This is a genomic window from Paraburkholderia sp. J67 (assembly GCF_905220265.1).
In the GTDB taxonomy this organism is placed as follows: Bacteria; Pseudomonadota; Gammaproteobacteria; order Burkholderiales; family Burkholderiaceae; genus Paraburkholderia.
Window position 1 is genome coordinate 138,384 of the sequence record NZ_CAJMZK010000009.1, and the last position, 25,212, is coordinate 163,595.

Genomic DNA, 25,212 nt, shown 5'->3' on the forward strand with positions numbered 1-25,212 from the left:
ACGCCACGCTATTGCGCGCCACGCGCGCCTGTCTTCAACGCACTTACGACGATTGTCGCCTGTTTGGGCATGCTGACGAATGCCCCTGCCTTCGCTGCCGAGGCGAATGCCGTCAGCGACAACGGCTTTGCGCAACTCAACCGCAGCGTGCCTGTCACGCGTGTGGTCACGTTGCGCGAACTCGGCCTGCTGAGCGCGGTCACGCTCACGGCGCCCGATACGCGCCGCGAATTCTTCCTGCCCGTCCCCGCCGACGTGCCGATCAGCGACGCCACCTTGGAGTTCGACGGCGGCTATGTGCGCGGAGACGGCGGCCGCACGACCATGCTGCTCTCGCTCGATGGCTCGCCGGTCGCCTCGCGCGCGCTCGACAAGCCCGAGGGCGGCGTGAACGTAAATCTGGGCGTGGACGGCGCGGCGCGCTCAGTCGGCTTCGTGCGGCTCGGGCTCGGTTACGCATCGGTCATCAACGACAACGTCTGTACCGACCAGACCGCTATCGGCAACGTGCTGCGCGTCGATCCGTCCACGCGTCTGAGCTATCGCTTCGATCCCGCCGATGTACACGATCTGCGTACCGCGTGGAGCGCCTTGCCCTACGCGCCGGTGCTCACGGTCGCGGGCGCGCATCTGGACGCCGCCTCGCTCGACACCGCATGGCGTACCGACGCGCTGCTTCAGCGCGACGGCAAGCGGCCCACCATGCAGGCCGTGCCCACAGTCGGCCAGGCCGCCGACGTGAGCGGCCTCGACGTGCCCGCCGCGCTGCGCGCGATCCCCGCATTCGATGCGCTCGCAACGGCCGCGGGCGCGCCCGGCGCGAGCCATCACGTGATCGCCGACGACGCCGAGCTAGGCGCGCTACTCGCGCTCGCGCCGCGCAACGCCTTCGGCCCCGATGTGCTGCTCGCCGACGCGGCCTTGCGCACGCGCTTGAACGCCGCACTCGACGCCCTGCGCGCTCAGGTAGCCACAAGCGCAGCGGGACAGTTGCCAGGCTTCGACGCATGGCGAGCGACCACGGCGGCGCAGATCGTCGCGCCGCTCGCGGCTGGCGAAGCGCGCGTGGCGCATTACGGCGGCCGCGCTGTGATCGTGGTTGGCGACAACGCGGGCGCGAGCGTGCTCGCGCATAGCTGGCGCCCCATCGACGTATCGCAGCGCGTGGTGGTCCATCACATCGACTCCGGCGCGCGTCTGCACGGCGACACCATCCCGCTTTCGGACCTTGGCGGCGAGCCGCGCAGCGTCGACGTCCATTCGATCGACTCATGGGAAGCGAGCTTCGACCTGGCCGCCGCGTCCGGTGAAAAGAAGCTGCCCGACGAAGTCGTGCTCGATCTCGCGGCCTCGCCCACGCTCTCGAACGGCGCGGCCACGGCCACGGTCTATTTCAACGACGTGATGATCGGCGCCAAGCTGCTCGACGTGGACGGCCATCGCGAACGCCTGCGCCTGAAGATCCCGCGTTACGCGCTCGCCCGCACCAACAATCTGCGCGTCACGTTCCGCCGTCAACCGGACGCAGGTTGCCAGGCGCGCCAGGCCTATCCCGTCGCGGTACTGCCGAGCAGCTATCTGAAGCTTGCGGACGGCACGCCCGGTGCGGACTTCGTCGGCATGGCCGCGCGCTTTGCATCCTCGGCCACGGTGATCGTGCCGCAAGCGTATCTGGATGACGCACTGCATAGCGTGCCGCGCCTCGCCGTGCTCACGGGCGCAGCGGGCGTGGCGCCGCTGCCCGCGCGCTTCGAGGTCGTGGCCGCGGGTCAGGACGCGCGGCCCGCCGGACCGTTCCTCGCCACCGACGTCGCGCTCGCCGACGAGCGCGACCCGGTCGCCTTTTCGCCCTCGCGCCTGCAACTCACTTCCACGCGTGGCGACAAACTGATCGACGTCTCCGGCCTCTCGCGCCTCGCGGTGCTGAGCGTGGGCACTTCGGGCGACGCGCACGGCATCGTCTATCGCTCCACCGGCAACGCGCCTGTTCTTACCGACAAGCTCCAGCTTTCGCGCGGCAATATCGCCGTGGTGGACGGCACGGGCGTGCTCAAGCGCTTCGACACCGTCAACCCCGACGATCTCACCGACACCGGCGCGGACAGCACCGCGTGGGTCACGCACCATTGGGCGCGCTGGGGCATCCCGTTCGTGCTGATCGTGCTGCTGCTCGCGCTGATCGTCGTCGCACAGATCGCCCGCAAGCGTCGCACGGTGCAAACGAGCGAAGCACGCCGCGCCGCCGCCCAGCAACCGCCGGTCGACAAGAACAGTCCGGACACGCCACCGCGAGACAAGCCATGATCCTCGCCACGCTCGGCTTCTACGGGCGTATTGCGCTCGCCCAGTATTACCAGTGGCTCGAACATGCCGCCATCATCGTGTCGGCCATCATCCTGATTTCGAGCCTCGACGATCTCTTCATCGACCTCTGGTACTGGATTCGCGAAACGGTGCGCCATTTCACGGTGAAGCGGCAGCACAAGCCGCTCACCGTCGCCCAACTGAAACAGCGCGCCGAGCAGCCGCTCGCGATCATGGTGCCGGCGTGGCACGAACACGATGTGATCGCAGCGATGATCGAAGACCTCGTGCGCGTACTCGATTACCGCGCCTATCGCGTGTTTGTCGGCACCTATCAGAACGATGCGGCGACCATCGCCGAAGTCGAACGCATGCGCCATCGCTACAAGCATCTGCATCGCGTGGAGGTGCCGCACGATGGACCGACCTGCAAGGCCGACTGCCTGAACTGGATCGTGCAGGCGATCTTTCGCTACGAGTTCGAGGCGGGCACCGAGTTCGCGGGTATCGTGATGCACGACAGCGAAGACGTGCTGCATCCGCTCGAACTGAAGTTCTTCAACTATCTGCTGCCGCGCAAGGACATGATCCAGTTGCCCGTGGCCTCGCTCGAGCGCGAATGGTGCGAGCTGGTCGCGGGCACCTATATGGACGAGTTCGCCGAGTGGCATGCGAAGGACCTCGTGGTGCGCGAAAGCCTGGTGGGTTCGGTGCCCTCGGCGGGCGTGGGTACCTGTTTCTCGCGTCGCGCCATGCTCGCCCTGATCGCCGATACCGAGTCGCAGCCCTTCAACACCGAAAGCCTCACCGAGGATTACGACGTGGGCGAGCGCATCGGCCGTATGGGGATGCAATCGATTTTCGCGCGTTTTCCCGTGCAGTTCGTCACGCAACGCACGACCTGGTTCGGTCTTGGACCCGAGCGCGAAGTCACCACCATGATGCCGCTCTGCGTGCGTGAATATTTCCCCGACACGCTTCGCACTGCCTATCGTCAACGCGCGCGCTGGACGCTTGGCATCGGCCTGCAAGGCTGGACGCTCACGGGCTGGACCGGCTCGATCGCCAACCGTTATCTGTTGCTGCGTGACCGCAAGGGCATCGTGACCTCGTTCGTGGGCATGGTGGGCTATCTGCTGGTGATCCAGTTCATGCTGTTCGCGCTCGCCTCGCTGCTCGGCCTCACGCCGGATCTGTTTCCCTCGCCCTTCGTCGACTCGCCGTGGATGAATACGCTGCTCACCGCGAACTTCATTGCACTCACGCTGCGCGTGGTGCAGCGTGTGATCTTCACGACGCGTCTCTATGGCTGGGAACACGGCGTGCTTGCCGTGCCGCGACTCGTCATCAGCAACTTCATCAATTTTCTGGCGGCGCTGCGGGCGTGGCGGCTCTTTCTCATTCACCTGCTCACCGGCAAGCGCCTCACCTGGGACAAGACCATGCACGATTTTCCGAGCGCGAGCGGCCTGCGCAATACACGGCAGACCCTGGGCGAATTGCTCGTGTCGTGGCAAGCGATCGACCCGGCCACGCTGGAGCGCGCGCTACACGACGAGCACGCGCGCGAAGCGCCGCTTGGGCGCGTGCTAATGGCCAACGGCTGGCTAGACGAAGAAACGCTCGCTGAAGCCGTGGCGTTTCAAACCGACCTGCCGCGCGGGGAATTCGTGCCTGCCCGACTTGACGATCCCGACAACGCCGTACCGGTCGACGTGCTCGTGCGCCTGCGCACGCTGCCGCAAGGGCTGGACGAGAACGGCCATGCGGTGTTCGTCGCCGCCAACCTGCTCGCCGATGCCGCGCTCGACGAATTGCACGCACTCACGCAGCGCACCGTAGCGCTGCATATCGTGCGCGAAAGCGAAGTGACGGCGGGGCTGCGAATCCTGCGCCGCGTAGAAGAACCGCTGCTCGTGGGCGCGGACGGCGAAGTCGTCGTCATGTCGCCCGCCGACGTGGGCGCGACGCGCGGCGTGCCGCTGCTGGGCGACCTGCTGATCGAAATGGGCCTCGTTTCAAGGGTGAAATTCGATGCAGCCTTGCAGGAATATCGTCCTGAGCGCGACGGCCGCATCGGCGACTTCATGGTGGCGCGTCGCATCATTTCGAGCGAGGCGCTGCACAGTGCCGTTGCCGCGCAACAGCAACTGCGCAGCGCACAAACGGGAGGCCGATGACGCGCGCCGTTTTCAACCCACGCCGCGCGCCGCGCGCGAGCGCCGCCGCCTGGCTGCTGGCCACGCTCACTGCGTTGCATGCGCCGCAAGCCGTCGCCGATCATCCCCTGCCACTCGAACTTTCTGGCGCTGCGTACCGCGTTGCGCACGAGGCGTATGCGGCCTATAACGCGCATCGTTACGACGCGAGCGCGACGCTGGCCAGCGAGGCGATTCGTCAACGCCCCGATGTGGTCGAACTGCGTGTGCTGCGTGCGAATGCGCTCGCAGCGGGCGGCCATCGCGCACTGGCCCAGCGTGAGTTGAGCGGTGCGATCCGCGATCTCGGCCCGAGCCCGGCCCTCGTCACGCGGCGCGCGCAGATCGCGGCAGCCGGTGAAGGCGCGGCGAGCGATCTGCCGGGCCGCGCGGGCGTGGCCGCGCGCGACGCCTACGATGCCTACGCGCACAAGCGCTACGACGACGCGATCGACGCGTCGCGCCAGGCGATTGCAATCGCGCCCAAGGTGGAGCGACTGCGTTATTTGCTGATCGACTCGCTTTCCGCTTCGGGCCGCGACGACGACGCGTGGGCTGCCTCACAGGACGCCGTGGCACGCTTTGGCGACACGTCGGCGCTGCGCTCGCGACGCGCGTTCATTGGCGCAAAGCTCGCCCCGCAAGCCTCGATTGCGGCCTACGACGCACGCGAGCGCGGCGATCTGGACACAGCGCAAAGCCTCGCCCAACAGGCAATCGCGTATGCGCCGGAGCGCAGCGCATTCAACATTCAACTGCTCGACGTGCTGTTCGCGCGCGGCGACATGGCAGGCGCTGAGGCCGCCGCCAGCGCAGCCGTTGAGCAGGATCGTCTGAATCCGCTCGCGTGGACGCTACGCGGCTATGCCCGCGCCGCACAACATGAAAGCGGCGCGGACGACGACTTTGCGCGCGCCATCGCCCTGTCGTCAAATAATATGGATAACCAGGTAAGCGACGACGGCAGACGAGCCACCCGCGGCGCTCGCACGGCGCGCGCGATCATCGCCGATGTGCGGCTTGCACAGCATCGCCCACAAGACGCGCTCGATGTACTCGCACCGCTCGGCGTGGCGCACGACGACACCGACGCGGTCATCGCACTGCGCCGCCAGCGTGCGCGGCGCATGCTCGCCATGCACGATCCCGGCGAGTCTCCCGTCGATATCGACCCGCTCGCCCGCCCCCTCTTCGACTGTCACGACGACCGCTTCGGCGCTTCGTGCGATCTCTACGCCGCCGACCCTGCTTTCGCAGACGTGCGCACCGCGCGCGACGCCACGGCGCGCGGCGACCATGCGGCCGCTATCACGGCATTGCGCGCGGCCATCGCTGCCGTGCCCGACGATCCGCAGCCTCGCCTCGAACTGATCGACGCGCTCGTCACCAATGGTGACAACCGTGCAGCGCGCGCCGCCGCGCGCGACGCGCTCGCCAGCGGCGCGACAGACGGCATGGAGCCGCTCCAGGTCGCGTATCTTGCACAGCGTGCGGGCGATACGCCACGCGCTTACGGCGCCTTCGCGCAAGCCGATGCAGCGGGCACGCTCCCAGCCAGCGCAACCGGCGACGCGGGCTACGCCGCCTTGCAAACGCATCACAACGCCCAGGGCGCAACGTGGCTGGAACGCGCCATCGACCACGGCACGCAAGACGCCGACACGAATGCAACGATGACTCCGCAGGCCCTCGCCGACGCCCGCAGCGCCCACGCGGACGCGACGCGCAACTGGGGCTTCAACGCCACGCTCAACTATCGCGGCGGCGGCATCCAGAACGGCCTCGTCAGCAATCCGACGCCCGGCATCGCCAACAACTGGCAAGCCGGCACCGAGGCCTACTGGCGCCCGTTCGGCAGCCTCGGCGAGCGGGCCTTCGAACTCTATGCGCGCGGCTACGAAAACTTTGGCGTGAAAGGGGACTCGCCCTCGGGCGTGCAAACCTTGCAGACGGCATTGGGCGCGCGCGTGAAACCATTCACCTCGACCAATGCGATCTTCGCGTTCGAACGCATCCTGCCGATCGGTTCCAGCGTGCGCGGCGACTGGCTCGCCCGCGCGGCATGGTCGGATGGCTTTGGCACGACGTTGCGCGAAGACACGACCAGTTGGTGGACCGGTGTCGCCTATGGCGAAATGGGCCACTACATCGAGCATCCGTCGACCTATGCGACGACCAATGCGCGTTTCGGCCGCACGTTCCGGATCGACGCGATCGACCCGCGTCTTACCGTGTTTCCGCATCTGGTGGCGGGCGCAGACTACGATTCGGCGATCGACCATAGCGTGCCGGTGGGCATCGGCGCGGGCGTAGCGGCACGCTTCTGGTTCCGCGGCTCACGCTATGATGCGCCGCGCTCGTTCGTGGATGTGTCGGTGCAGTATCGCGTGCGAGTGGCGGGTGATGACCGTGCGAAGGGGGTGTTTTTCGGCGCGACGTTCTCGTATTGATGGCACGCGAATTGAAAACTCACCACTGCCCACCTTAAAGCGCCACGACGCTCGGCCGCTGCGGGCTCGCATCCTCATGAAAGAGATCGTCGAGATATTGCGCCAGTTCGTCGGCTTTGATGAAAGCCGGAATCTCAAACGCCGCGCGCCTGCGCTTGCCTTCCACGCCGAGATGAAACGCCGCCCACATGCCATCGTTTCTGACGATCGCCATCCTGCGGCCAAACACATCGAATCGGTATTCTTCCTGCATGGCGCAAAGGCTCCCGCTCGCGTGGATACCGTTGCACTCTAACCGCTCTATGGGCAACAAGTAACGCGAGCGCGCACGAGAACGCTTGCCAACCGCATTTTGTCGGGGTATCACACAAGACCCTCCACTCTCCCGATCATCATGCGCATTCTGGACATCGTCGATTACTCGCAGCCCGCCAAAGAGACCCTCGAATGGTTGCCGAAGCCCGAGGCGATCATTTCCGGCGAACCGCACCAGGCCGCTCACATGCACTTCACGAGCCCTTGCGGTCAGCTGTCAACGGGCATCTGGGAAAGCGAGTGCGGCAAGTGGACCGTGAACTTCACGGAGAACGAGTACTGCGAAATCCTCGAAGGCGTGTCGGTGCTGCGCGACGAGGAAGGCACGGAGCGAACCGTGCGCAAGGGCGATCGCTTCCTGATCCCCGCAGGCTTCAAGGGAACATGGGAAGTCGTCGAGCGATGCCGCAAGGTATTCGTTGCGGTCGAGTTCAAAGGCTGAGTCCCATCACGGACGATGCCTGCGACGAGCGCATGCCCCCATTGACAGGGTTATTGGCGCAGGTACCATGAATCCGCCGGTTCAAGCGCGCTGCGCGAACCGGCAACCCAGTAAGCAGTCCGACGCTCATACGCTTCCTACCCGTGCACCCCGGATCATGAAATTTCGTGGCCCCTTGATACAGTACGATCGAGGACATGGCGGATTTCTCGCCATGCGCAGCGCGATTTCTGCGGGCCTGGGCAAGCAGGCCAGGCCTTGCTGTTACTTCTCGATCGACACCGTCCTCTCCATTCGCTCCGTGCGCCGGCACCATTCGGCCATGACCTGCGATTTCATCGGCGTTCGCAAGGATGAAATCGCCTCCTTGCTCCCCAAGCCCTAGCCTGCTGCTTTTCCCCTTCGATTGACATCGAGCCGCGTAGAACCGGACATCATCTGGCACGCGGCGGCCCGCTCTCGCCTGTCCCGCGTGCGCGCCCATCGCGGCTGCGCGTTGCGTTCGCGCTGGACCGACTCGAGCGCCAATCAGTACGCCTCGTCTATTTCGACAGACGCCGGGCGCGGGGACGCGCATGCCGTCCTCGACCATTCCATAGGGAAGCAGGATGAAACATCACGGAAAAAACCACTACGCGCTCGCCGGTTCGATTGCCGTTGCCCTGCTGCTTGCTGCCGCCGTGCAGCCCGCCATCGCGGACGACAACCAGGTCAATGTCTATAACTGGTCCGACTATATTGCGCACGACACGATCCCCACGTTCGAGAAGCAGACCGGGGTCAAGGTGCGCTACGACAGTTACGACAGCGACGACACGTTACAGGCCAAACTCCTCTCGGGCAGTTCAGGCTACGACGTCGTCGTGCCTTCATCGGCGTATATGGCCCGGCAGATCGAAGCGGGCGTCTATCAGAAGCTCGATAAATCAAAGCTGCCGAATCTCGCGAATCTCGACCCGCATCTCATGAAGCTGGTCAGCGACGCGGATCCAGGCAATCAGTATGGCGTGCCGTGGGCATGGGGCACGGACGGCATCGCGTACAACACTCAGGAAGTGAAAAAGGCGCTGGGCGGCTCGCTGCCGTCCGACTCGTGGGCGCTGGTGTTCGACCCGGACAACCTCGCGAAGCTCAAGAGCTGCGGCGTGTCGTTCCTGGATTCCGCGTCCGATGTCTTTCCTGCCGTGCTGCAATACCTGCACCGCAACCCCAACAGCACGAATCCCGCCGACTACACGGCCGCGTACGAGGTCCTGAAGAAAGTGCGGCCCTACATCACGCAATTCAACTCGTCGGGGTACATCAACGATCTGGCCAACAACGATGTCTGTGTGGCCGTGGCTTATTCCGGTGACGCCGGTATCGCGCGACGGCGCGCCGAGGAGGCCAAACGCAGCTATCAGATCGCCTTCGTCAATCCGCAGGAAGGCGGTCTGGTGTGGTTCGACATGATGGCGATCCCGAAGGACGCCCCGCACCCCGAAGCGGCGCTCAAATGGATCAACTTCATTGAGGATCCCAAAACGAGCGCGGCCATTACCAACGAAGTGTTTTATCCCACCGCGAATCGCGCCTCGCTCACGCTCGTGCAATCGACCATCGCCAAGGACCCCATTACGTTCCCGTCCGACGAGACGCTCGACAAGATGACGGTCATGCGTCCGCAACCGCCGGCGATCATGCGCTTGCAAAATCGCTTGTGGGCGCAGTTGAAATCGGGAACGTGATCGACTGGGCGAGCTTAAGTCCATTGAGTCTGGCTGCGCCGCGTGAATTCGCGCGCACAGCCAGACTTGCGTGTTCATTAATCGTCAGCCTTCTGCGGTCGCGTTCCCCAGAACAGCACGCCCTCGATCGCAAGGAACGCCGCAACTGGCGCGACTGCCCCGGTCGTGCCCGCGATTTCACCGCCAAACCGGCTCGCCACATACAGCAGCACGATCATGCTGAGCGCCATGCCCGGCGCACCAAGCCCACGCAGCGCCGCGCTGCGATGGTAGCCCAGCCAGAACGCGATTCGTGCCGCGATCCAGACCACCGTGGTCGCCACCACGGCGCGCATCGCCAGACCATCGGCGCAATAAGCCGCCAGCCCGAATAACGCCACGCCGAACACGATGATCTGCTCCACCGTGTTTTGCAGGTAGCGTTGATTGACGCGCAACCGGCGGGTCTCGAAGCGCGCCAACGGATCGAACGCGGGCGAGGTCAATCGTTCGTGCGCCACGGCTTCGACGCCTGTGACGAGGCAAAACAACACGGCCACGCAATAGCACTTGAGCGTTAACAGCATGCGGGCCGCGAGGCTGTCCATGCCCGGCATCGACGGCATCAAGCGGTCGACGGCAAGCCAGAGTCCCAATGCGAACAACCCAGCCACGGCGATGGCCGCCATGCCGCTTGCGCGCTGCTGGCGAAAATCAGGCGCGTTTCGTGTGGGATCGCTCATGGAAGGTCTCTCGTATCTGGATCAGTTGTCATCGCATCGCGCTTATCTATTCACGCAGCCTGAAGCCGGCTTTCCAAAATGTGAATTTTTGCGGCGTGGCCGCTCCCCTACGCTTCTCCGGTATCGACCAATGATGGTCTGTTTCCACCGGGCCCCGCACGCCCATTGCATTATCCGGGTTCAAGACAATGTCCAACATACACTACTGGAATTACCCCACTGAAATCTTCTGCGGCGCGCATGCGCTCGCTGTGCTCCCTCAACGCTGCGCGGCAGCGGGCATACGCAATCCGCTCATCGTGACGGACCCGGGGATGTTGAATCTCGCCCCGCTTGCGCAGTTGCGTGACTGCCTCGATACCGCGCACATCGAATATTCGATCTTTCACGGCTTTTCCAGCAATCCGGCGATGCACGAAGCGCGCGCGGGCGCAGCCGCCTTCGAGGCGGGCGATCACGATTCATTGATTGCCATTGGCGGCGGCAGCGCCCTGGACACCGCCAAGGCTATTGCATTGCTCAGCCGCGACTCGCAAGGGCTGGAGCGCTTCGAATGGTCGCAACTCCTCGCGCACTACCCTACGCTCGCTGATTTCCCGCGTCTGGACCTGCCACGGCTCATCGCCATCCCCACGACCGCAGGCACCGGCTCGGAACTCGGACGCGAGGCCGTGCTCACGGATCAGGAGAGAGGTATCAAGAAGGTCGTCGGCCATCCCGAACTGCTTGCGCACACCGTGATCCTCGATCCAGTCCTCACGCTCGGCCTGCCACCGGCGCTAACCGCGGCAACGGGCATGGATGCCTTGACGCATCACCTCGAAGCGCTGTTCTCTCCGCTTTGCCATCCGATGTCGGCGGGGATTGCGATCGAGGGCGTGCGTCTCGTACATGCGAATCTCGAGCAAGCGGTCCTGGACGGCACGAACCTCGCAGCACGCGAGGGTATGCTCGTCGCTTCGGCCAGCGCCGCCGTCGCGTTTCAGAAAGGCCTCGGCGGTGTGCATGCGCTCGCTCACCCGCTCGGCGCACGCCATCATCTGCACCACGGTCTGCTTAACGCTGTCCTGCTTCCCTATGTGCTCGTCGCCAATCGCCGCGCGATCGAAGAACCCGCGAGCCGCCTCGCACGCTACCTCGATCTGGCGGACACGAGCTTTGACGGCCTGCTCGACTGGGTCCTCCAATTGCGCAAGACGATCGGCATCGTGCCTCGTCTTGCCGATCTGGGTCTGACGAAGGAGGATGCCGTCTGGGTTGGCGAGCAGGCGCTGGCCGATATCTCGTCGTCCGATACCAATGCGATGCCACTGAGCGCAGCCGACTACACGCGCATCTATTGCAATGCGGTGGACGGCACCTTGAATTAGCCCGTCAGGCCATGAACGCTCAGCAGATCGTCGACGAAGGCGCGTGCCGCTTCGCTACGCGATCGTCCTGCGTAGGTGACCATGCTGTGCGTCACGTCATAGCGCAATTGCTCGGGCAGCAGGGCCCGCATGCGCCCACGCTCCACCCACGTCTGGGCATAGTGAAGCGGGAGATAGCCCAGGTGCGTGCCGGCCAGCACCGCGTGCGCCACGCCCTCCATATGGTAGGCCGTGGCGCTGCTGGATTCGGGGCGCAACGGCAATTCCTGATCTTCCGGCAGGAAGCCATGAAGCACCCAGTTTTCCGCGGCAATGGCGTCCATGCCGGGATCGGCAACGCCAAACAGCGGATGACGATCGCCACAGAAAACGCCGATCTCCTCCGTATAAAGCGGCCGATATTCGAGTGGCGGGCGCGAGCGGCTGAAATAGGAAATCGCCAGATCGAGCTGGCCGTCGATCACCGCCAGTTCCAGTTCATTAGGAGAGTTGACGAACAGGTTGATATGCACATCCTGATCGCGCTTCTGAAACAGCGCCAGGGCGTCGCTGAAGCACGCTTGCGGCAGCGTCACCACGTTATCGGCGAGCCCGATATACAGTTCTCCGACGAGGCTCTCCGAAAGCGCCTGCGCCTGGTCGCGAAACGAGCCGATGGCATCGAACATGTTTCGCGAAGCGTCGAGGATGCGCTGGCCCTTCGGGGTCAGACGAAAGCCACCCTTGCCCCGCTCGCAAAGCCGGTAGCCCAGGCGTTGTTCGAGATTGCTGATCTGCGTACTGATATTCGACTGGCTGATGTTGAGTTCGGCCTGAGCTGCACTGAACCCGCCGCATTTCACCACGCTGGCAAAAATGCGCAGAAGCCGCAGGTCGAGATCGGTGACATTCCTCAGCATGGGATGGACATTCAAAAAAAGGGGACGAGCATTCTAGCCCGGGGCGCATTCTGCCCAACATTATGAACAAAACACTCGCTGGCATCGGCGGTGCGCGACCGGCCATAGCTCTTTAATTTTGAATGCTGGCTTTCAATAAATCAGACATAGGCGTTTCCCATTGTCAGGCCCATTCGAGCGTAGCAATCCCATTCGCTGGCACATGCGGTAGAATACTGTAGATATATACAGTATCCGGAAAGTCGCGCCCGAACGCCAATGGCGTACTGCCTGGCAGCCTTCCGACCACGAATCCTGATTGGAAAAAACAGATGAACACTCGCGCGGGCACGGCATTACAGCGTAAGCGCTCATGGGTTGCGCTGGCCATTTCCGGGTAACCGCCGCGTGACAAGCCCCCGCCCGCGCCGGATTGCTCACCTCGACATGGATGCTTTTTATGCGTCCGTCGAACTGCTGCGCTACCCCGAGCTACGCGGCAGCGCCGTCGTGATCGGCGGTGGCCGCAATGCCACGCCGGAGACGCTTCCCGATGGCACGCGCCGCTTCGCACGGCTACGCGACTACGTGGGCCGGGGCGTGGTCACGACCTCGACCTACGAGGCGCGCGCACTTGGCGTGTTCTCTGCAATGGGCATGATGAAGGCCGCGCAACTCGCGCCCGACGCCATTCTCCTGCCGACTGACTTCGACTCATACCGGCGCTATTCGCGGCTGTTCAAGGACGCGGTTCACACCTTCACGGACCAGATCGAAGACCGCGGTATCGACGAGATCTACATCGACCTTACGGACGTGGAGGGCGAATCCAGCGAGCTGGGCACACGCATCAAGGCTGCCGTGCACGAGGCGACCAACCTCACCTGCTCGATCGCCATTGCGCCAAACAAGCTGCTCGCCAAAATCGGCTCTGAACTGGACAAGCCAAACGGTCTCACGCTACTTACGATGGCGGATCTTGCGTCGCGTGTCTGGCCGCTGCCGGCGAAAAAGGTGAATGGCATCGGGCCGCGTGCGAACGACCGCCTGGCCAGCCTGGGTATCGCCACAGTGGGAGACCTGGCCGCGGCGGACCTCGGCCTGTTGCAGGAGCACTTTGGCCGCACCTACGCCGCGTGGCTGGCCCGAATCGCGCAAGGCCTCGACGATCGTGACGTGGTGGTGTCTTCGGAGCCCAAGTCCATGAGTCGCGAGACCACGTTCGAGCGCGATATGCATGTGACCCGTGACCGCGCCACGCTGACGCCAGCACTCACACGTCTTTGCGAGCGGGTCACCGAAGATCTTCAACGCAAGGGTTATCGGGGCCGCACAGTAGGTCTGAAAATCAAGTTCGCCGACTTCAAGATCGTGACCCGCGACCTCTCGCTGCCGGAGCCCGTGGCCGACGCTGCATCGATTCGACGCGCAGTGGGCGAATGCCTGAAGCGCGTCACGCTGGATCGACGCATCCGCCTGATTGGCGTGCGCATTGGCTCGCTCGAATCCGCCAGCGATCAAGCTCCGGCGCCACTACCGACACAGTGGGAGTTGCCGTTCGATTGATGACGTGCAGTTGCGATGCGAGAGCGCATCGTGCGCCCTTGCATCGCCAAACAACTTAAAGCACGGTGTTCAACGCTTTCTCGAACCTGGCGACCGCACTGTCGACGTCATGCAGTTTGTCGAGACCGAATAGCCCAATGCGGAAGGTCTTGAAGTCTTCCGGCTCGTCACATTGCAAGGGCACACCGGGCGCGATCTGCACGCCCGCATCGGCAAACTTCTTGCCGGATCGAATGCCATCGTCGTCCGTATAGCTGACCACGACGCCCGGCGCCTGAAAACCTTCGGCCGCCACGCTTCTAAAACCTTTGCTAACCAGCAGCGCGCGAATCCGCTTGCCCAGTTCGATCTGCTCGGCCATCACCTTCTCGACACCGTAGGCTTCGGTTTCCTTGATCACGTCGCGCAGCGTCGCGAGACTGTCGGTTGGCATCGTAGCGTGATAGGCGAATCCGCCGCCTTCGTAGGCTTCCATGATTTGCAGCCATTTACGCAGATCGCAGGCAAAGCTGGTGCTGGTGGTAGCGTCGATTCTTTCGCGGGCAAGCGCGCTGAGCATCACCAGGGCGCAGCAAGGCGACGCGCTCCAGCCTTTTTGCGGCGCGCTGATCAGGACGTCGACGCCCGTGGCCTGCATATCGACCCAGACCGTGCCCGAGGCAATGCAATCCAGCACAAACATGCCGCCGACGGCATGCACGGCGTCGGCCACCGCGCGCAAATACGCGTCGGGCAACATCATCCCCGATGCGGTTTCGACATGTGGCGCAAAGACGAAGTCCGGCTTGTTTTCCTTGATCGCCGCGACCACCTCTTCGATGGGAGCCGGTGCATAAGCGGCCTGCCTGCCCGGTTCGACCGGACGTGCCTTCAGCACAACCGATTCGGACGGGATGCTGCCCATGTCGAAAATCTGCGTCCAGCGGAAACTGAACCAGCCATTGCGGATCACGAGACACTTCTTGTTCGTCGCGAACTGGCGGGCAACGGCTTCCATGCCGAAGGTGCCGCTGCCCGGAACGACTACGACCGACTTCGCGTTATAGACTTTCTTGAGGCCGTCCGAAATATCGCGCATGACGCCTTGAAAGCGTTGCGACATATGGTTGATCGAACGGTCGGTGTAAACCACTGAATATTCGAGAAGACCATCGCGGTCGACATTGGGAAGTAAACCTGGCACGCTCGCCTCCAGTATTGGATGAACTACGTGAGCAGTAAGGGTTAATCCGATACTGCTGCCACCGTGAAGATAGGCTTTTTGCCCCGACGAAAGCCGATTCTAACGAAAGCCGTGTTCGACCTGGCACATATTTTCGGGCGATATGCAGCGCCAGTGCGAACCGAAGCGGTCGCCAAACCGGGCATCGAACGGACAATGGTGCGACGCAAAAGAATCAGTCTGCGCTTTGTGATGCGGGCGGCTGCGGATTGTTCGCCGGGTTGGTGTCGAAGCGGCTCACACTTTCGATGCCCGCTTTATCCGCGAGGGCGGAGAGCCGCGCATACAGCCAGTCGGCGGTCTCGCTGTCGTAGACCGGCTCGCCATCCACGTAGACCGTAAACGACTTCAGATACTTCGCCTTTTTCTCGGCGTTCTCGATCGTATCCTTCGTCCATTGATAGAGCGGGTACTGCTCCTGCCCCACCCTCTGCGCTTCTTCGACGTATTTGGCGAATGCATCGAACTGGCACATCAACGAGGCATGGCGCTCACGCAGCACCGCTTCGAGCCACTCGCGCCGCTCGTCCTGTCCTTGCGAGCGCAACGCATCGGCCAGTTCGGGTACGACCGTGATCCGAATCTGGAATTGCCATGTGTCCGTCATGTCGATCTCCTGAGCTAACAAGGAGGATAACCGTTAAGGTCGGCAGTCTGTCGATCCGCCGCCGGCGACCTATACTTTCAGGGAATATTTCGTGCAACCCCATTAGCCCAACGCCTGGCATCGAGAGCGAGGGACAGACGCAACCGATGCCCATCCCTTGACGTAAACGGCGGATCGTTGGGCTGGAAAAGGAGCGAAATTTGGCCTGACACACAACGAGATCGAACCTGTTGTTCCGATCAATCGGAGCGCGGACAGCCAGCCATAAGTGGCCCACGATGATTCCCTCAGCCCGCTACGCTCTCGCGTTCGTCGTCAACGTGGCACTACCCACCGTGACTTACCGCCTGGCGCTTCCCCACTGCGGGCTGCTGGGTGCGCTGATGGCATCGGGCATCCCATTGCTCGCCTGGATCACGTTCGATTTCGCGCGTTTCAGGCACTTCGACGCCTTGAGCGCAATCGTCCTGGCGAGCCTGGCACTGTCGCTGCTCCTGCTGATGTCTCCCGCGGGCCAATGGTTGCGCGAAATACGCGATCCGCTAGTGGGCGGCTTTACGGGCGTGCTGTTTCTCCTGTCCCTGGCGGCCAGACGCCCGCTTGTGTTCTATCTCGCGAGATCGACACTCGCGCGCGAGCACCAGGGACGCGAACGCGAATTCGACGCGATGTGGCAATCCCGCCCGGCACTCGCGAAATCGATCCGGCTCATGACCGTCGTATGGGGCGTCGGCCTTGTGGGCGAAAACGCTGTCCGACTCTATATTGCCGGGCACCTGGTTAGTCACGACGTCGTTCGACTCTCCGCGTGGGTCCGATACGGAACCTATGCTGCGTTGATGGCGTGGTCGATCCTGTACCGGCACGCCTACATCAAGCGGCAGTAAGCCGACGATCGCACGTCCCACCGCACGTCAGAACGCATCCTGCACGCGCACCACGCGGGTCTTATGGGCCAGCGGATCGCGCCATATGAGCGTGGTGCGATCCACCTCCGCGCGATCCTGCTGCACGCGTCCGTGAATGAAAAAGTAGCTGGTGGTGACGTCATACAGCGACGAATCGAGCGACACGCCTTCCACATCCGCCGCCGATAGCGCCAGCGTCACGTCGCTCATATTGCGGAAAAACACGGTCTGGCGCCGCGCAACGAATGCCTGCGCCTTGGCGAGCGTCATCCCCGGAACGATGGCCGTGAGCACCTCGGCGCTCGCGGTATTCATGTTCACTGGCGTCGCGTTTGGCAGCACCGTGATGAACGGACGCAGTTTCGCCACCGCGGCTGGCGTATAGCCGGGAATGTCGAGCAGCGCATCGACATCGGTCATCAGCAACGATGCCACCGAACTGCGCCCGTCGTTATCATCGTCGAGTCCCGGTTGATTGGTGAAGGTGGAGTCGTCTCCCTGCGCCTGCGAGTTCTGCGTGGCGTCTGTCGACGCAGTCGATCCATTTGCGTTCTCGAAGCGCGTGGCGGAATGCGAGAGACCCGCGCGCACATACAACGCCGTCTTGCTGGCTAGTTGCCCATTGATGCCGACGAGTTGCAGAAGACGCTGGAACGCCTGCAATTGCGTAGTGTTCACCTGCAACACGCCAGGCGAGGGATTGGAGACCAGATCGCGCAGATTAAAGCGCGCCTGGGCATCTTCGACCGTGCCGGAAAGCCAGGTCGACCCGACCTGTTGTCCGCCCTCGCCGTCCATGCCGCCAAGGAAATGGCTCAGCCGCGTGCGTGCAACCGGCGTGCTCCACAAACCGCCCAGATACGTGGCTGTGGGCAGCGTGTCGGCTTCCGTGTGCAGAATGAGCCGCGTCCAGTCGAGCGCGCCGCGCGACACCCATTGCGCCTGGACCAGCAAGCGCTGGTTCTCGATGCGCCGTACCTGCACCTGCTCGCGCCAGAGAATGCTCGACACCAGTATGGCCGAAAGCGCCATCACCAGCAGCGCGGTGATGATCGCGGCACCGCGCTCGCGTTGAATCGACGCTGGCTGGATTCGTGCGCGCATGCTCACTCTCCCACCAGAAACGCGCGGTCGATGGGGCGCGCAAGCGATGTCGCGCGAATGCTGACCTGAAATCCCGTCACTGCGCGTGGCAGCGGCATCGTGGCGAGTTGCGGAATCGTGAGGTTATTGTCGTTGGTCGTAATCGCGCTGCGCACGTCCGCCATCTGCGTGGTCCAGCCTGTTTGCGGCACGTACATGCGGACCTGGATCTCGCCCACACCGCCCATGAGCGCCACCGAACTCCACGTGCTGTCCTCGCTGCTGCGCATCACGCGGCGTAGCTGACCAAAGTTGCCGATCGGCGGCGACGCACAGCGGATCACCCGGCCCTCGGCAACGTGATAGCGCACGACCTCCAGACGCGGCGCCTGCCCCGACGCAAGCGGAAACGTCCGTACGATTTGCAGTCCGGAACGATCGGCGGTAATCGCACTGCCGCCGGTTTCGTCGTCGGATACCGCGAGCCGAGCGTCGGTGCGCATCTGCTCGAATAGTTGGGCGAACACACGCTCGTCGGCCATGTTGCGCGAGATCGTATCGCGGCCTCGCGCGATCGCGTCGAGCCCACGCCACGACAGTACCGCGACCACCGCGAGTATCCCGACCGCCACCATCAACTCGATCAGCGTGAAGCCACGCGCGCGCGAAACGCCGCGGCGGCTACAGCGAGCGGTTGCTTTCATCGTCGAACATCGTCATCAATTGCGCCAGAATACCTTTGCGTCCCGGCGTCGTCACCGAGATTTCCACACGTCTGAAAAGCGGGTTGGGCGTCGTGCTCACGCGCTGGGTACACACCAGCGCAAGATTGCCCTGCGAGCAGTCGAACTGCCGCTCGCCCAGTTGCGGCCACGCATGCACGAGGCGCAACTGGGTCAGCGCGTTGTCGGCGCTCCAGCCTGCAAGCAGGCGCTCGTGCAACTGCGCGTCGCTCGTCGCGAGGTTGCCCACCGCCCGCAGCGACGCCGCGAGCGCGACCGCGATAATGGCCAGGGCGACAAGCACCTCGATCATCGTGAAGCCGCGCGCGGCAGTGAACGCGCGGTACGTGCCGCCGGTCGAGCCAGCGGGACGCGGCTTATTGCTTGTAGCCGTCATTGAGCGTCTTCAGGAACGCAATAATGTCGTCGACATCCTGCGCCGACATCGAAGGTTTATCCCCGTACTTTCGATCGAAAGGCGCGTCCGCCACATCGATATTGGCCACGTATTTAGCGGGAAGATCGTTGTACTTCTGCACCTTGCCAGCCGCATCGCGCGGATAGATCTTTTCCGGGCTTATATCGCGCAGGTTGTAGAAGTCCATCACGTGCTTCAGGTCGTGATAAACGCCGTTATGGAAAAATGCCTGGCGAGTGGCGACGTTGCGCAGGGTCGGCGTGAGAAACATGCCGCAGTATTGCGTCTGCTCCGCAATGTCCTTGCGATACGGCCCGCATACGCCCATGTCGAAGAACTTCGGGTCCTTGTTCTGCGCCAGTTCCGTATTGCGCGGCACGCCCAGCGCTTCATATTGCGTATCGGTAAAGAGCGGCGGCAGACCATCGCGGCCTGGCTTGCTCAAGTGGCAGCCGGCGCAGTTCGCCTTGTCCGGATTATTGAACAGACGCAGGCCGCGCAATTCCGCCGCGCTCAGACGCGTGCGGCCTTCGAGCCAGTAATCGTATTTGCTGTTGAATGCGTGAAACGAAGCATCTTCGACCTGATAGCGGCCAACTGCGGACATCGCCTCGTCGACCAGCATCACCGGCGAACGCACCACGCCCGCGCCAAACAGCTTTTTCAGCTTGTCGGCATAGCCTGCGCGCGCGAGCTTGAGCGCGACTTCGTGTTCGCTGGTGTTGGCCATTTCCACCGGGTTAAACAGCGGGCCCATTGCCTGCGCCTGTAGCGTATCGGCGCGGCCGTCCCAGAACAGACCGCCTTGCGGCACCATCGCGGGCGCGGCGGGCGCCACACCGGCGTTCTTCTGCGCACGCGCTACCCCCTGGGCCTGTTGCGCGGTCTGCGCAAGGCTCACGGGCGCGGTATCCATATCCACCGGATCGGGGCCAATGCTGAAGTTCGCCTGGCGGTACAGATAGGCCAGCGACGGCGGTGGCCGGTAACCCGCCTGGTTCATCTGCGCGCCGCCGAGCTGCACCGAAAGCGCGTTGGGCGGCCCGTAAGCGTGATCCGGGCTATGGCAGGATGCACAGGACTGCGTACCGGATGCGGACAAGGACTTGTCGTAGAAAATCTCCTTGCCGATCTGCGCCATCAGGCTCAATTGCCCATTCTGCGGCTTCATCAGATGGACCGGATGCGGATTCACGCCAAACTGGTCTTCCAGCGCGTCACCCACCGATTCCGGCATGCGCTCCGGATGCGTAAAGGCATAGCCGCCGCACGCGGCCAGCATGAGCAGGCCAGCCAGCCCACTCCAGAGAACAACACGACGCCAGGGCCGCCCGGCGGCAGACTTGTCGACTGGCGCGGTCGACGATGGAACAACATTCGAGCGAGAGTTCATGATGACGACAACGAGAAGTTAAAGCTGGCTGAATCGACCCGGCGATTCAGCCACTCATCCGACATTCGCTCGCCTGCGCGACACGTGCAGGCGAGCAATTCAGCGTCGCTAGTTGGTTGTCGAGATGGCCGGGGCCGACGACAGCTTGGTCCCATAGTTCGAGTCCAGATACAGCACGGAGTTATTGCCGCTGCCACTGAAATTGAACATGTTCATGATGCTGCCTGCGGAAGCGTCGAACGAGCCGCTGCCGATACGCGTGCCGCCCAGCCAGTTGTCCTCGATGAAGCGCGTGACCGATGCCTGGGTGATCGCCGTGCTATCCACGTAATTGCTCTTCGCCCACGGCGAGATCACGAGGAACGGGGTGCGCGTGCCCGGACCGCAACGTCCGTTGACCGGCGAGCCGGTCACGCCCAGCGGCGCCGTGCCCGTGCCGCAGGTGCTCGTTCCGTTCAGATAGTCGCTGGACGAGTAGGACGCGCTCGTCGGCGTGATGTACTGGTGGTCGTACCAGCCATCCGAGTCGTCATAGGCGATGATGACCGCCGTGTTCTTCCAGTCGGGTTGCTCCTCGAGGAAGTTCACGACGTTGGTCACGAACGCCTGTTCGTCGAGCGGGTCCGAATTACCCGCGTGGGCATCCTGCACCGCAGGCGCCTTCAGGAAGCTCACCGACGGGAAATTGCCAGCCTTCACCGCGGTATAGAAGTCATTGACGTCATATTGGTGATGCACAGGCGTCGACGTGCTGTCCTTCGGCTCGGTATAGCCGATATAGGCCGTCGAGGTCGGACGCGTATGGGCCGGGTTGGAGGTCGTCGTGTAGTACTGGAACCACGCATGGTGCGGCACGTAGTCGACGATGGACGAGTTCAGCACCGACGAATAGGTGCTGCGGTTACAACCCGTCGTGCCGTTAGCGTTGGTCGTTTCCAGGTTGAAGCCGCCCATGAAGCCGCCCCACGTAATGCCCGCCGAATTCAGCAGATCGCCGATATTCTTGTTCGACGACGACATGGCCGCCGTGACCGTGCTGCTGGTGTCGTTCGCAATCGTGCATTGGTCGTTGGTCGGGTCGAGGTCGCCGATCAGCGAGAAACCGTCCGCGCCATCGGCAATCGCCACGCTGCTCAGCGACGTGCCGCTGGAGATGGTCGTGCTGTTGGTGCTGGTGCCCGTCGTCAGTGTGACGCCGTTGGTCTGCCCCGAGATGACTTCGAGCGCGCCCGGCGTCGACGGACCGAACGTGCCCGTATAAGCGTTGTCGTTCAGCGCGAAATGCTGCGCGTAGTTCCACATCGCCGTGACCGTATTACCGTCGAAGTAGCCCATAACCATGCCCTTCGTGTCGAACACGCCTGAGCCGGTCGTCGTCGCCTTACCGGTGTAGTACGGAAACTCGTCCATCGCGCCGTTGTCTTCGGCTTCCTGTTCCGGACTGTAATTGTGGTTCTGCGACGCGGTATTCGCCTGGGTGCGGTCAATCCGGAACGGCTCCAGATAGGCCGCCGTGATACCCGAGATGGTCAGGTTCGTGGCGTTATAGGAATTGGGATTGTCCGTCAGCAGTGTCGTTGTCAGACCGTTGACGGTGGGCGTTCCGGAGGCCGCCGTGAATGCCGGCTCGCCAGACGGATTGTCCGCGTTCGGATAGGTCCCGAAGTAGTGATCGAATGACTCGTTCTCTCCGTAAATCACCACCAGATGCTTGATCGGCGTTGCCGTGGTCAGCGCATCCTGCGCGCTTACCGTAGAGGTCGTGTTACTGCTGCCGCACGCAGCCAGCCAGCTTGCGAGCGCAGCCAATGATATGGCTGTCAAAACTTTTCGGCGCATCAGAATCCCCTTCTTTTACGTTGATTTCCTGCTTTTTTTGGAATGCCATTGCTTTGCTTTTTTCCAGCGCCGGAATCATGCATGCCCAATGTGACGTCCCCACGTAGGGATAACTCCAACGACGAGCGCAATTATTTCTTTTCTTTTCCAATAAAATACTTTCCAAAAAATACTCACTTGAAAGCAGGATCTGACGAAGCTGGCTGTAACACTTCTCCGCAATACTGGCCGGCGTTTTCAATCCCGTGGATCGACTCATGAAATTCAAAGCCCTCGCTGCACTCGTTTTGTTGGGATGCGCGGCGTCGTGCGCGCTTGCCCAGCAGTACACGGGGAATCCGCCTACCCCGGCAGACGGCTCCGCGGGCGCGCCGCCCCACCCGCCCTGCGGCGATCACCACAACGGCCCGCCTCCCGCCCATCCTCCGTTTGCCAACGGAGAGCCGCCGCCGATGAATGGATACCCGCCACCGGGGCATCCAGACGGGTCGCCTCCTGACGGCCCGCCGCCGGACTGCCGCTAACCGGGCCATGCAACATTGCCAGGCGCAGTCTTACAGCACCTATCCCGCTCGAAGGCTTATCACCCTGATTCAAAAAGAAAAGCGGCGGTCGAATTGAAATATTTCTTAATGATCGCAGCTTGAATCGTCACGTTTCGGCAACGTTGGAAAAATAGACTGCAACGCTTTAGCGATTTCGGCCAGCTACTGCGCCTTTCTCTTTTCGAGGTTTCAAGGAATACACATCGGACGCCGGGAACAGGCGTCCGTATCGCTTTGTCGCAAGCCTCTATATCGCGTCGCCGATTGCGCATCACGCGAACATCCCCAACACGAATCATCTGCCGCCCGATTTCGAAGGTGCTTTGGCGCCTGTCGAAATTCACTGACATGAATCCGTTTGCCATAACAAGAGCCGCCCGCATGTGTGCCTCGCGTTCTCTCGCCCCTCGTTCGCCATTGACGATCAAGACCCCGCTGCTAGCCGCTGGCGCGTGGCTCGCCTTGTGTTCGCGGGTCGCCGCCGCGTCCGTGGTCATGAACTTCGCGCACGCGGACATTAGCGATGTGGCGCATGCCATTGGCGAAGCGACGGGAAAAACCATCATCGTCGACCCGCGTGTGAGAGGTCAGATCGACCTGGTTTCCGCCACCCCTGTTGCGGAAGACGAAGCGCTCAAAACCTTGCAGTCCGCCTTGCGTATGCGAGGCTTTTCGCTGCTCCAGGATCACGGCGTGCTCAAGGTCGTACCGGAGGCCGACGCAAAGAATAACGGCGTGCCCACCTACGTGGGCAACCAGCCCGTCGCCCGTGGCGACCAGATCATTACGCAGGTGTTCCAGCTTCATCGCGAATCCGCCACCACGCTACAGCCAACACTGCGCCAACTCATCTCGCCGAACAATTCCATTACCGCCAACGCGAGCAATAACACGCTGGTCGTGACCGACTATGCGGACAACGTGCAGCGAATCGCCGCCATCATTGCGGGGATGGAAGCGGCGTCCGCCCCGCATATCGCGGTCGTTCAACTGAACTATGCCGATGCGACGGACGTTTCCCAACAGGCCGCGAAAGTCCTGGATCTGAACGGCATAGGCAATAGCGACCCGACCCAAAAAGTGGTGGTCACGCCGGACACACGCAGCAACGCGGTCTTGCTGCGTTCGAGCAGCGCCGCCCGGCTGGATGAGGCGCAGTCGCTGATCATCAAGCTCGACACGCCCACGCGCGCGCCAGGCAATATCCATATCGTCACCTTGCGCAACGCCGATGCGACCGACGTCGCCAAAACGCTGCGTCAGATCCTCGGGCAATCGAGCGGCAGCGATTCACTGGCCAGTGCGCTTGGCAGCAGCGGCCAGAGCTCATCGGGCCTGCCCAACAGCAATGGTTCGTTGCCGCCGCTGCCGAGCAGCAGCGGGTCGGACAGTTCATCGACGAAAAGCACCACGTCGTCGACGTCCGGCAGTTCCGCGAGCGGCAGCGCGGGCGCATCGGGCGCCAGCGACGATCAGGATGGCAAAGGAAACGGTGAGATCGTCGCGGACACCTCGACGAATTCACTGATTATCACGGCGCCAGAGCCCGTGTTCAGAAATCTCAGCACGGTCATCGCCCGGCTCGATCAGCGCAAGGTTCAGGTCTATATCGAATCGCTGATCATGGAAGTCACCTCCGAAAAGGACGGCGAATTCGGCATTGAATGGATGACGACATCGGGTCTGGAGTCGCTTGCCGAATCGACCACGGACGTGGGCATTGTCGCCGGGTTCGGGAATATCCTCGGCACGAAAGGCCTGTTCCGCGCGATCCAGACCAACTCGGATGTGAATGTCCTGTCGACGCCCAGTCTCGTCACGCTCGACAATCACGAAGCCCGTATTCTGGTGGGCAGCAACGTGCCGATCGAATCGGGCTCCTATGCAACGAGTTCATCGAGTTCTACCTCGGCGAATGCGTTCAACACCTACTCGCGCACCGACGTCGGCATCATCCTGAACGTCAAGCCCCAGATCAACGAAGGGGGAACCATCACCATGCAGGTCTACTCGGAAGACTCCAGCGTGGAAAGTGGCACCAGCGATCAGTCGGGGGGCTACACCATCGACAAGCGGTCGTTGCAGACCACCATTCTGGCGGACGACGGGCAAATCGTGGCGCTGGGTGGACTGATCAGCGATAGCTATACGAATGGCAATACGCGCACGCCGTGGATTTCGAAGATTCCCGTGCTTGGCGCATTGTTCCGGCATGAAACGAAGAGCCGCGAGAAGAAGGATCTGCTTATTTTCCTCAGGCCCGTTATTGTGCGCGACGGCGCGACGCTTCAGGCGATTGCCGCCGATCGCTATGGGTACATGCAGGCGAAGTCGCGGAACTACAAGTCGGATAACTGGATGATCAAGGACAGCACTTCGCCCACGCTCCCAGCCCTCAACGGCAACTCCGGAGAGCTCATCGACCTGACTCACGTGCGGCAAGCCGCCGTGTCGCCAGCGGTGGCGCAATAAGCGGCCCGCACAAACAACAACGCCGCACACG

At 62.7% G+C, this 25,212-nt stretch carries 22 protein-coding genes; 11 read left to right on the forward strand and 11 right to left on the reverse strand.

Features of this window, described 5'->3' with window-relative positions:
• The first annotated feature begins 69 nt into the window (after window positions 1–69).
• From U5782_RS18685 to U5782_RS18715, 7 genes are all read left to right on the forward strand, one after another.
• Window positions 70–2,304 carry a cellulose biosynthesis cyclic di-GMP-binding regulatory protein BcsB gene (locus U5782_RS18685; RefSeq protein ID WP_322045344.1) on the forward strand — a complete coding sequence of 745 codons (2,235 nt, stop codon included), beginning with the start codon at window positions 70–72 and terminating at the stop codon, window positions 2,302–2,304.
• Window positions 2,301–4,484, forward strand: a complete 2,184-nt coding sequence (locus tag U5782_RS18690; protein ID WP_322045345.1) for a glycosyl transferase family protein — start codon at window positions 2,301–2,303, stop codon at window positions 4,482–4,484. The genes U5782_RS18685 and U5782_RS18690 overlap by 4 nt, the downstream gene beginning before the upstream one ends.
• The gene (locus tag U5782_RS18695; protein WP_322045346.1) at window positions 4,481–6,952 is read left to right on the forward strand and encodes an NfrA family protein; all 2,472 of its coding nucleotides are present in this window, start codon (window positions 4,481–4,483) and stop codon (window positions 6,950–6,952) included. The genes U5782_RS18690 and U5782_RS18695 overlap by 4 nt, the downstream gene beginning before the upstream one ends.
• Before the next feature lie 76 nt (window positions 6,953–7,028).
• Window positions 7,029–7,247 carry a hypothetical protein gene (locus tag U5782_RS41655; protein WP_415914361.1) on the forward strand — a complete coding sequence of 73 codons (219 nt, stop codon included), beginning with the start codon at window positions 7,029–7,031 and terminating at the stop codon, window positions 7,245–7,247.
• Window positions 7,248–7,346: 99 nt separating this feature from the next.
• Entirely contained in the window at window positions 7,347–7,709 is a 363-nt protein-coding gene (locus U5782_RS18705; protein ID WP_322045348.1) for a cupin domain-containing protein, read from the forward strand.
• 67 nt (window positions 7,710–7,776) lie between these two features.
• Window positions 7,777–8,094, forward strand: coding sequence for a hypothetical protein (locus tag U5782_RS18710; protein ID WP_322045349.1), 318 nt, complete (start codon window positions 7,777–7,779; stop codon window positions 8,092–8,094).
• A gap of 223 nt (window positions 8,095–8,317) precedes the next feature.
• Window positions 8,318–9,436 carry a polyamine ABC transporter substrate-binding protein gene (locus tag U5782_RS18715; protein ID WP_322045350.1) on the forward strand — a complete coding sequence of 373 codons (1,119 nt, stop codon included), beginning with the start codon at window positions 8,318–8,320 and terminating at the stop codon, window positions 9,434–9,436.
• A 77-nt stretch (window positions 9,437–9,513) separates the two neighbouring features.
• On the opposite strand, the gene U5782_RS18720 is transcribed toward U5782_RS18715, so the two are convergent.
• Window positions 9,514–10,158 (reverse strand): MAPEG family protein, encoded by a 645-nt coding sequence (locus U5782_RS18720; protein ID WP_322045351.1) that lies wholly within the window; start codon window positions 10,156–10,158, stop codon window positions 9,514–9,516.
• 188 nt (window positions 10,159–10,346) lie between these two features.
• Here U5782_RS18720 and U5782_RS18725 point away from each other — a divergent pair, with 188 nt between their 5' ends.
• Entirely contained in the window at window positions 10,347–11,528 is a 1,182-nt protein-coding gene (locus U5782_RS18725; protein WP_322045352.1) for an iron-containing alcohol dehydrogenase, read from the forward strand.
• Here U5782_RS18725 and U5782_RS18730 read toward each other — a convergent pair.
• Window positions 11,525–12,427, reverse strand: coding sequence for a LysR family transcriptional regulator (locus tag U5782_RS18730; protein WP_322045353.1), 903 nt, complete (start codon window positions 12,425–12,427; stop codon window positions 11,525–11,527). The two genes, U5782_RS18725 and U5782_RS18730, sit on opposite strands and share 4 nt — an antisense overlap.
• A 387-nt stretch (window positions 12,428–12,814) precedes the next feature.
• Here U5782_RS18730 and dinB point away from each other — a divergent pair, with 387 nt between their 5' ends.
• Complete coding sequence (gene dinB, locus U5782_RS18735; RefSeq protein ID WP_322045354.1) at window positions 12,815–13,972, forward strand: DNA polymerase IV; 1,158 nt, start codon at window positions 12,815–12,817, stop codon at window positions 13,970–13,972.
• A 55-nt stretch (window positions 13,973–14,027) separates the two neighbouring features.
• On the opposite strand, the gene U5782_RS18740 is transcribed toward dinB, so the two are convergent.
• Together U5782_RS18740 and U5782_RS18745 are read right to left on the reverse strand one after the other, a co-directional pair.
• Window positions 14,028–15,155, reverse strand: a complete 1,128-nt coding sequence (locus tag U5782_RS18740) for an aminotransferase class V-fold PLP-dependent enzyme (protein ID WP_322045355.1) — start codon at window positions 15,153–15,155, stop codon at window positions 14,028–14,030.
• 214 nt (window positions 15,156–15,369) lie between these two features.
• Window positions 15,370–15,801, reverse strand: a complete 432-nt coding sequence (locus U5782_RS18745) for a hypothetical protein (protein WP_322045356.1) — start codon at window positions 15,799–15,801, stop codon at window positions 15,370–15,372.
• Between the two features lie 278 nt (window positions 15,802–16,079).
• Here U5782_RS18745 and U5782_RS18750 point away from each other — a divergent pair, with 278 nt between their 5' ends.
• The gene (locus U5782_RS18750; RefSeq protein WP_322045357.1) at window positions 16,080–16,688 is read left to right on the forward strand and encodes a VC0807 family protein; all 609 of its coding nucleotides are present in this window, start codon (window positions 16,080–16,082) and stop codon (window positions 16,686–16,688) included.
• 27 nt (window positions 16,689–16,715) lie between these two features.
• On the opposite strand, the gene gspK is transcribed toward U5782_RS18750, so the two are convergent.
• From gspK to U5782_RS18785, 7 genes are all read right to left on the reverse strand, one after another.
• On the reverse strand, window positions 16,716–17,813 hold the full coding sequence (gene gspK / locus U5782_RS18755) for a type II secretion system minor pseudopilin GspK (protein WP_322045358.1): 1,098 nt from the start codon (window positions 17,811–17,813) through the stop codon (window positions 16,716–16,718).
• A 2-nt stretch (window positions 17,814–17,815) separates the two neighbouring features.
• Window positions 17,816–18,496, reverse strand: coding sequence for a type II secretion system protein J (locus tag U5782_RS18760; protein WP_322045359.1), 681 nt, complete (start codon window positions 18,494–18,496; stop codon window positions 17,816–17,818).
• Window positions 18,474–18,911 carry a type II secretion system minor pseudopilin GspI gene (gene gspI / locus U5782_RS18765; protein ID WP_415914362.1) on the reverse strand — a complete coding sequence of 146 codons (438 nt, stop codon included), beginning with the start codon at window positions 18,909–18,911 and terminating at the stop codon, window positions 18,474–18,476. The genes U5782_RS18760 and gspI overlap by 23 nt, the downstream gene beginning before the upstream one ends.
• The gene (locus U5782_RS18770; RefSeq protein ID WP_322045360.1) at window positions 18,892–20,325 is read right to left on the reverse strand and encodes a cytochrome-c peroxidase; all 1,434 of its coding nucleotides are present in this window, start codon (window positions 20,323–20,325) and stop codon (window positions 18,892–18,894) included. The genes gspI and U5782_RS18770 overlap by 20 nt, the downstream gene beginning before the upstream one ends.
• Before the next feature lie 108 nt (window positions 20,326–20,433).
• Window positions 20,434–22,164 carry an alkaline phosphatase family protein gene (locus tag U5782_RS18775; protein ID WP_322045361.1) on the reverse strand — a complete coding sequence of 577 codons (1,731 nt, stop codon included), beginning with the start codon at window positions 22,162–22,164 and terminating at the stop codon, window positions 20,434–20,436.
• Complete coding sequence (locus U5782_RS18780; protein WP_322045362.1) at window positions 22,091–22,423, reverse strand: hypothetical protein; 333 nt, start codon at window positions 22,421–22,423, stop codon at window positions 22,091–22,093. Before U5782_RS18780 ends, U5782_RS18775 begins: the two co-directional genes overlap by 74 nt.
• Before the next feature lie 324 nt (window positions 22,424–22,747).
• Window positions 22,748–23,206 (reverse strand): hypothetical protein, encoded by a 459-nt coding sequence (locus U5782_RS18785; RefSeq protein WP_322045363.1) that lies wholly within the window; start codon window positions 23,204–23,206, stop codon window positions 22,748–22,750.
• Here U5782_RS18785 and U5782_RS18790 point away from each other — a divergent pair.
• A complete protein-coding gene (locus U5782_RS18790; protein ID WP_322045364.1) occupies window positions 23,205–25,181 on the forward strand; it encodes a secretin N-terminal domain-containing protein in 1,977 nt (658 codons plus the stop codon). The two genes, U5782_RS18785 and U5782_RS18790, sit on opposite strands and share 2 nt — an antisense overlap.
• Window positions 25,182–25,212 lie beyond the last annotated feature (31 nt).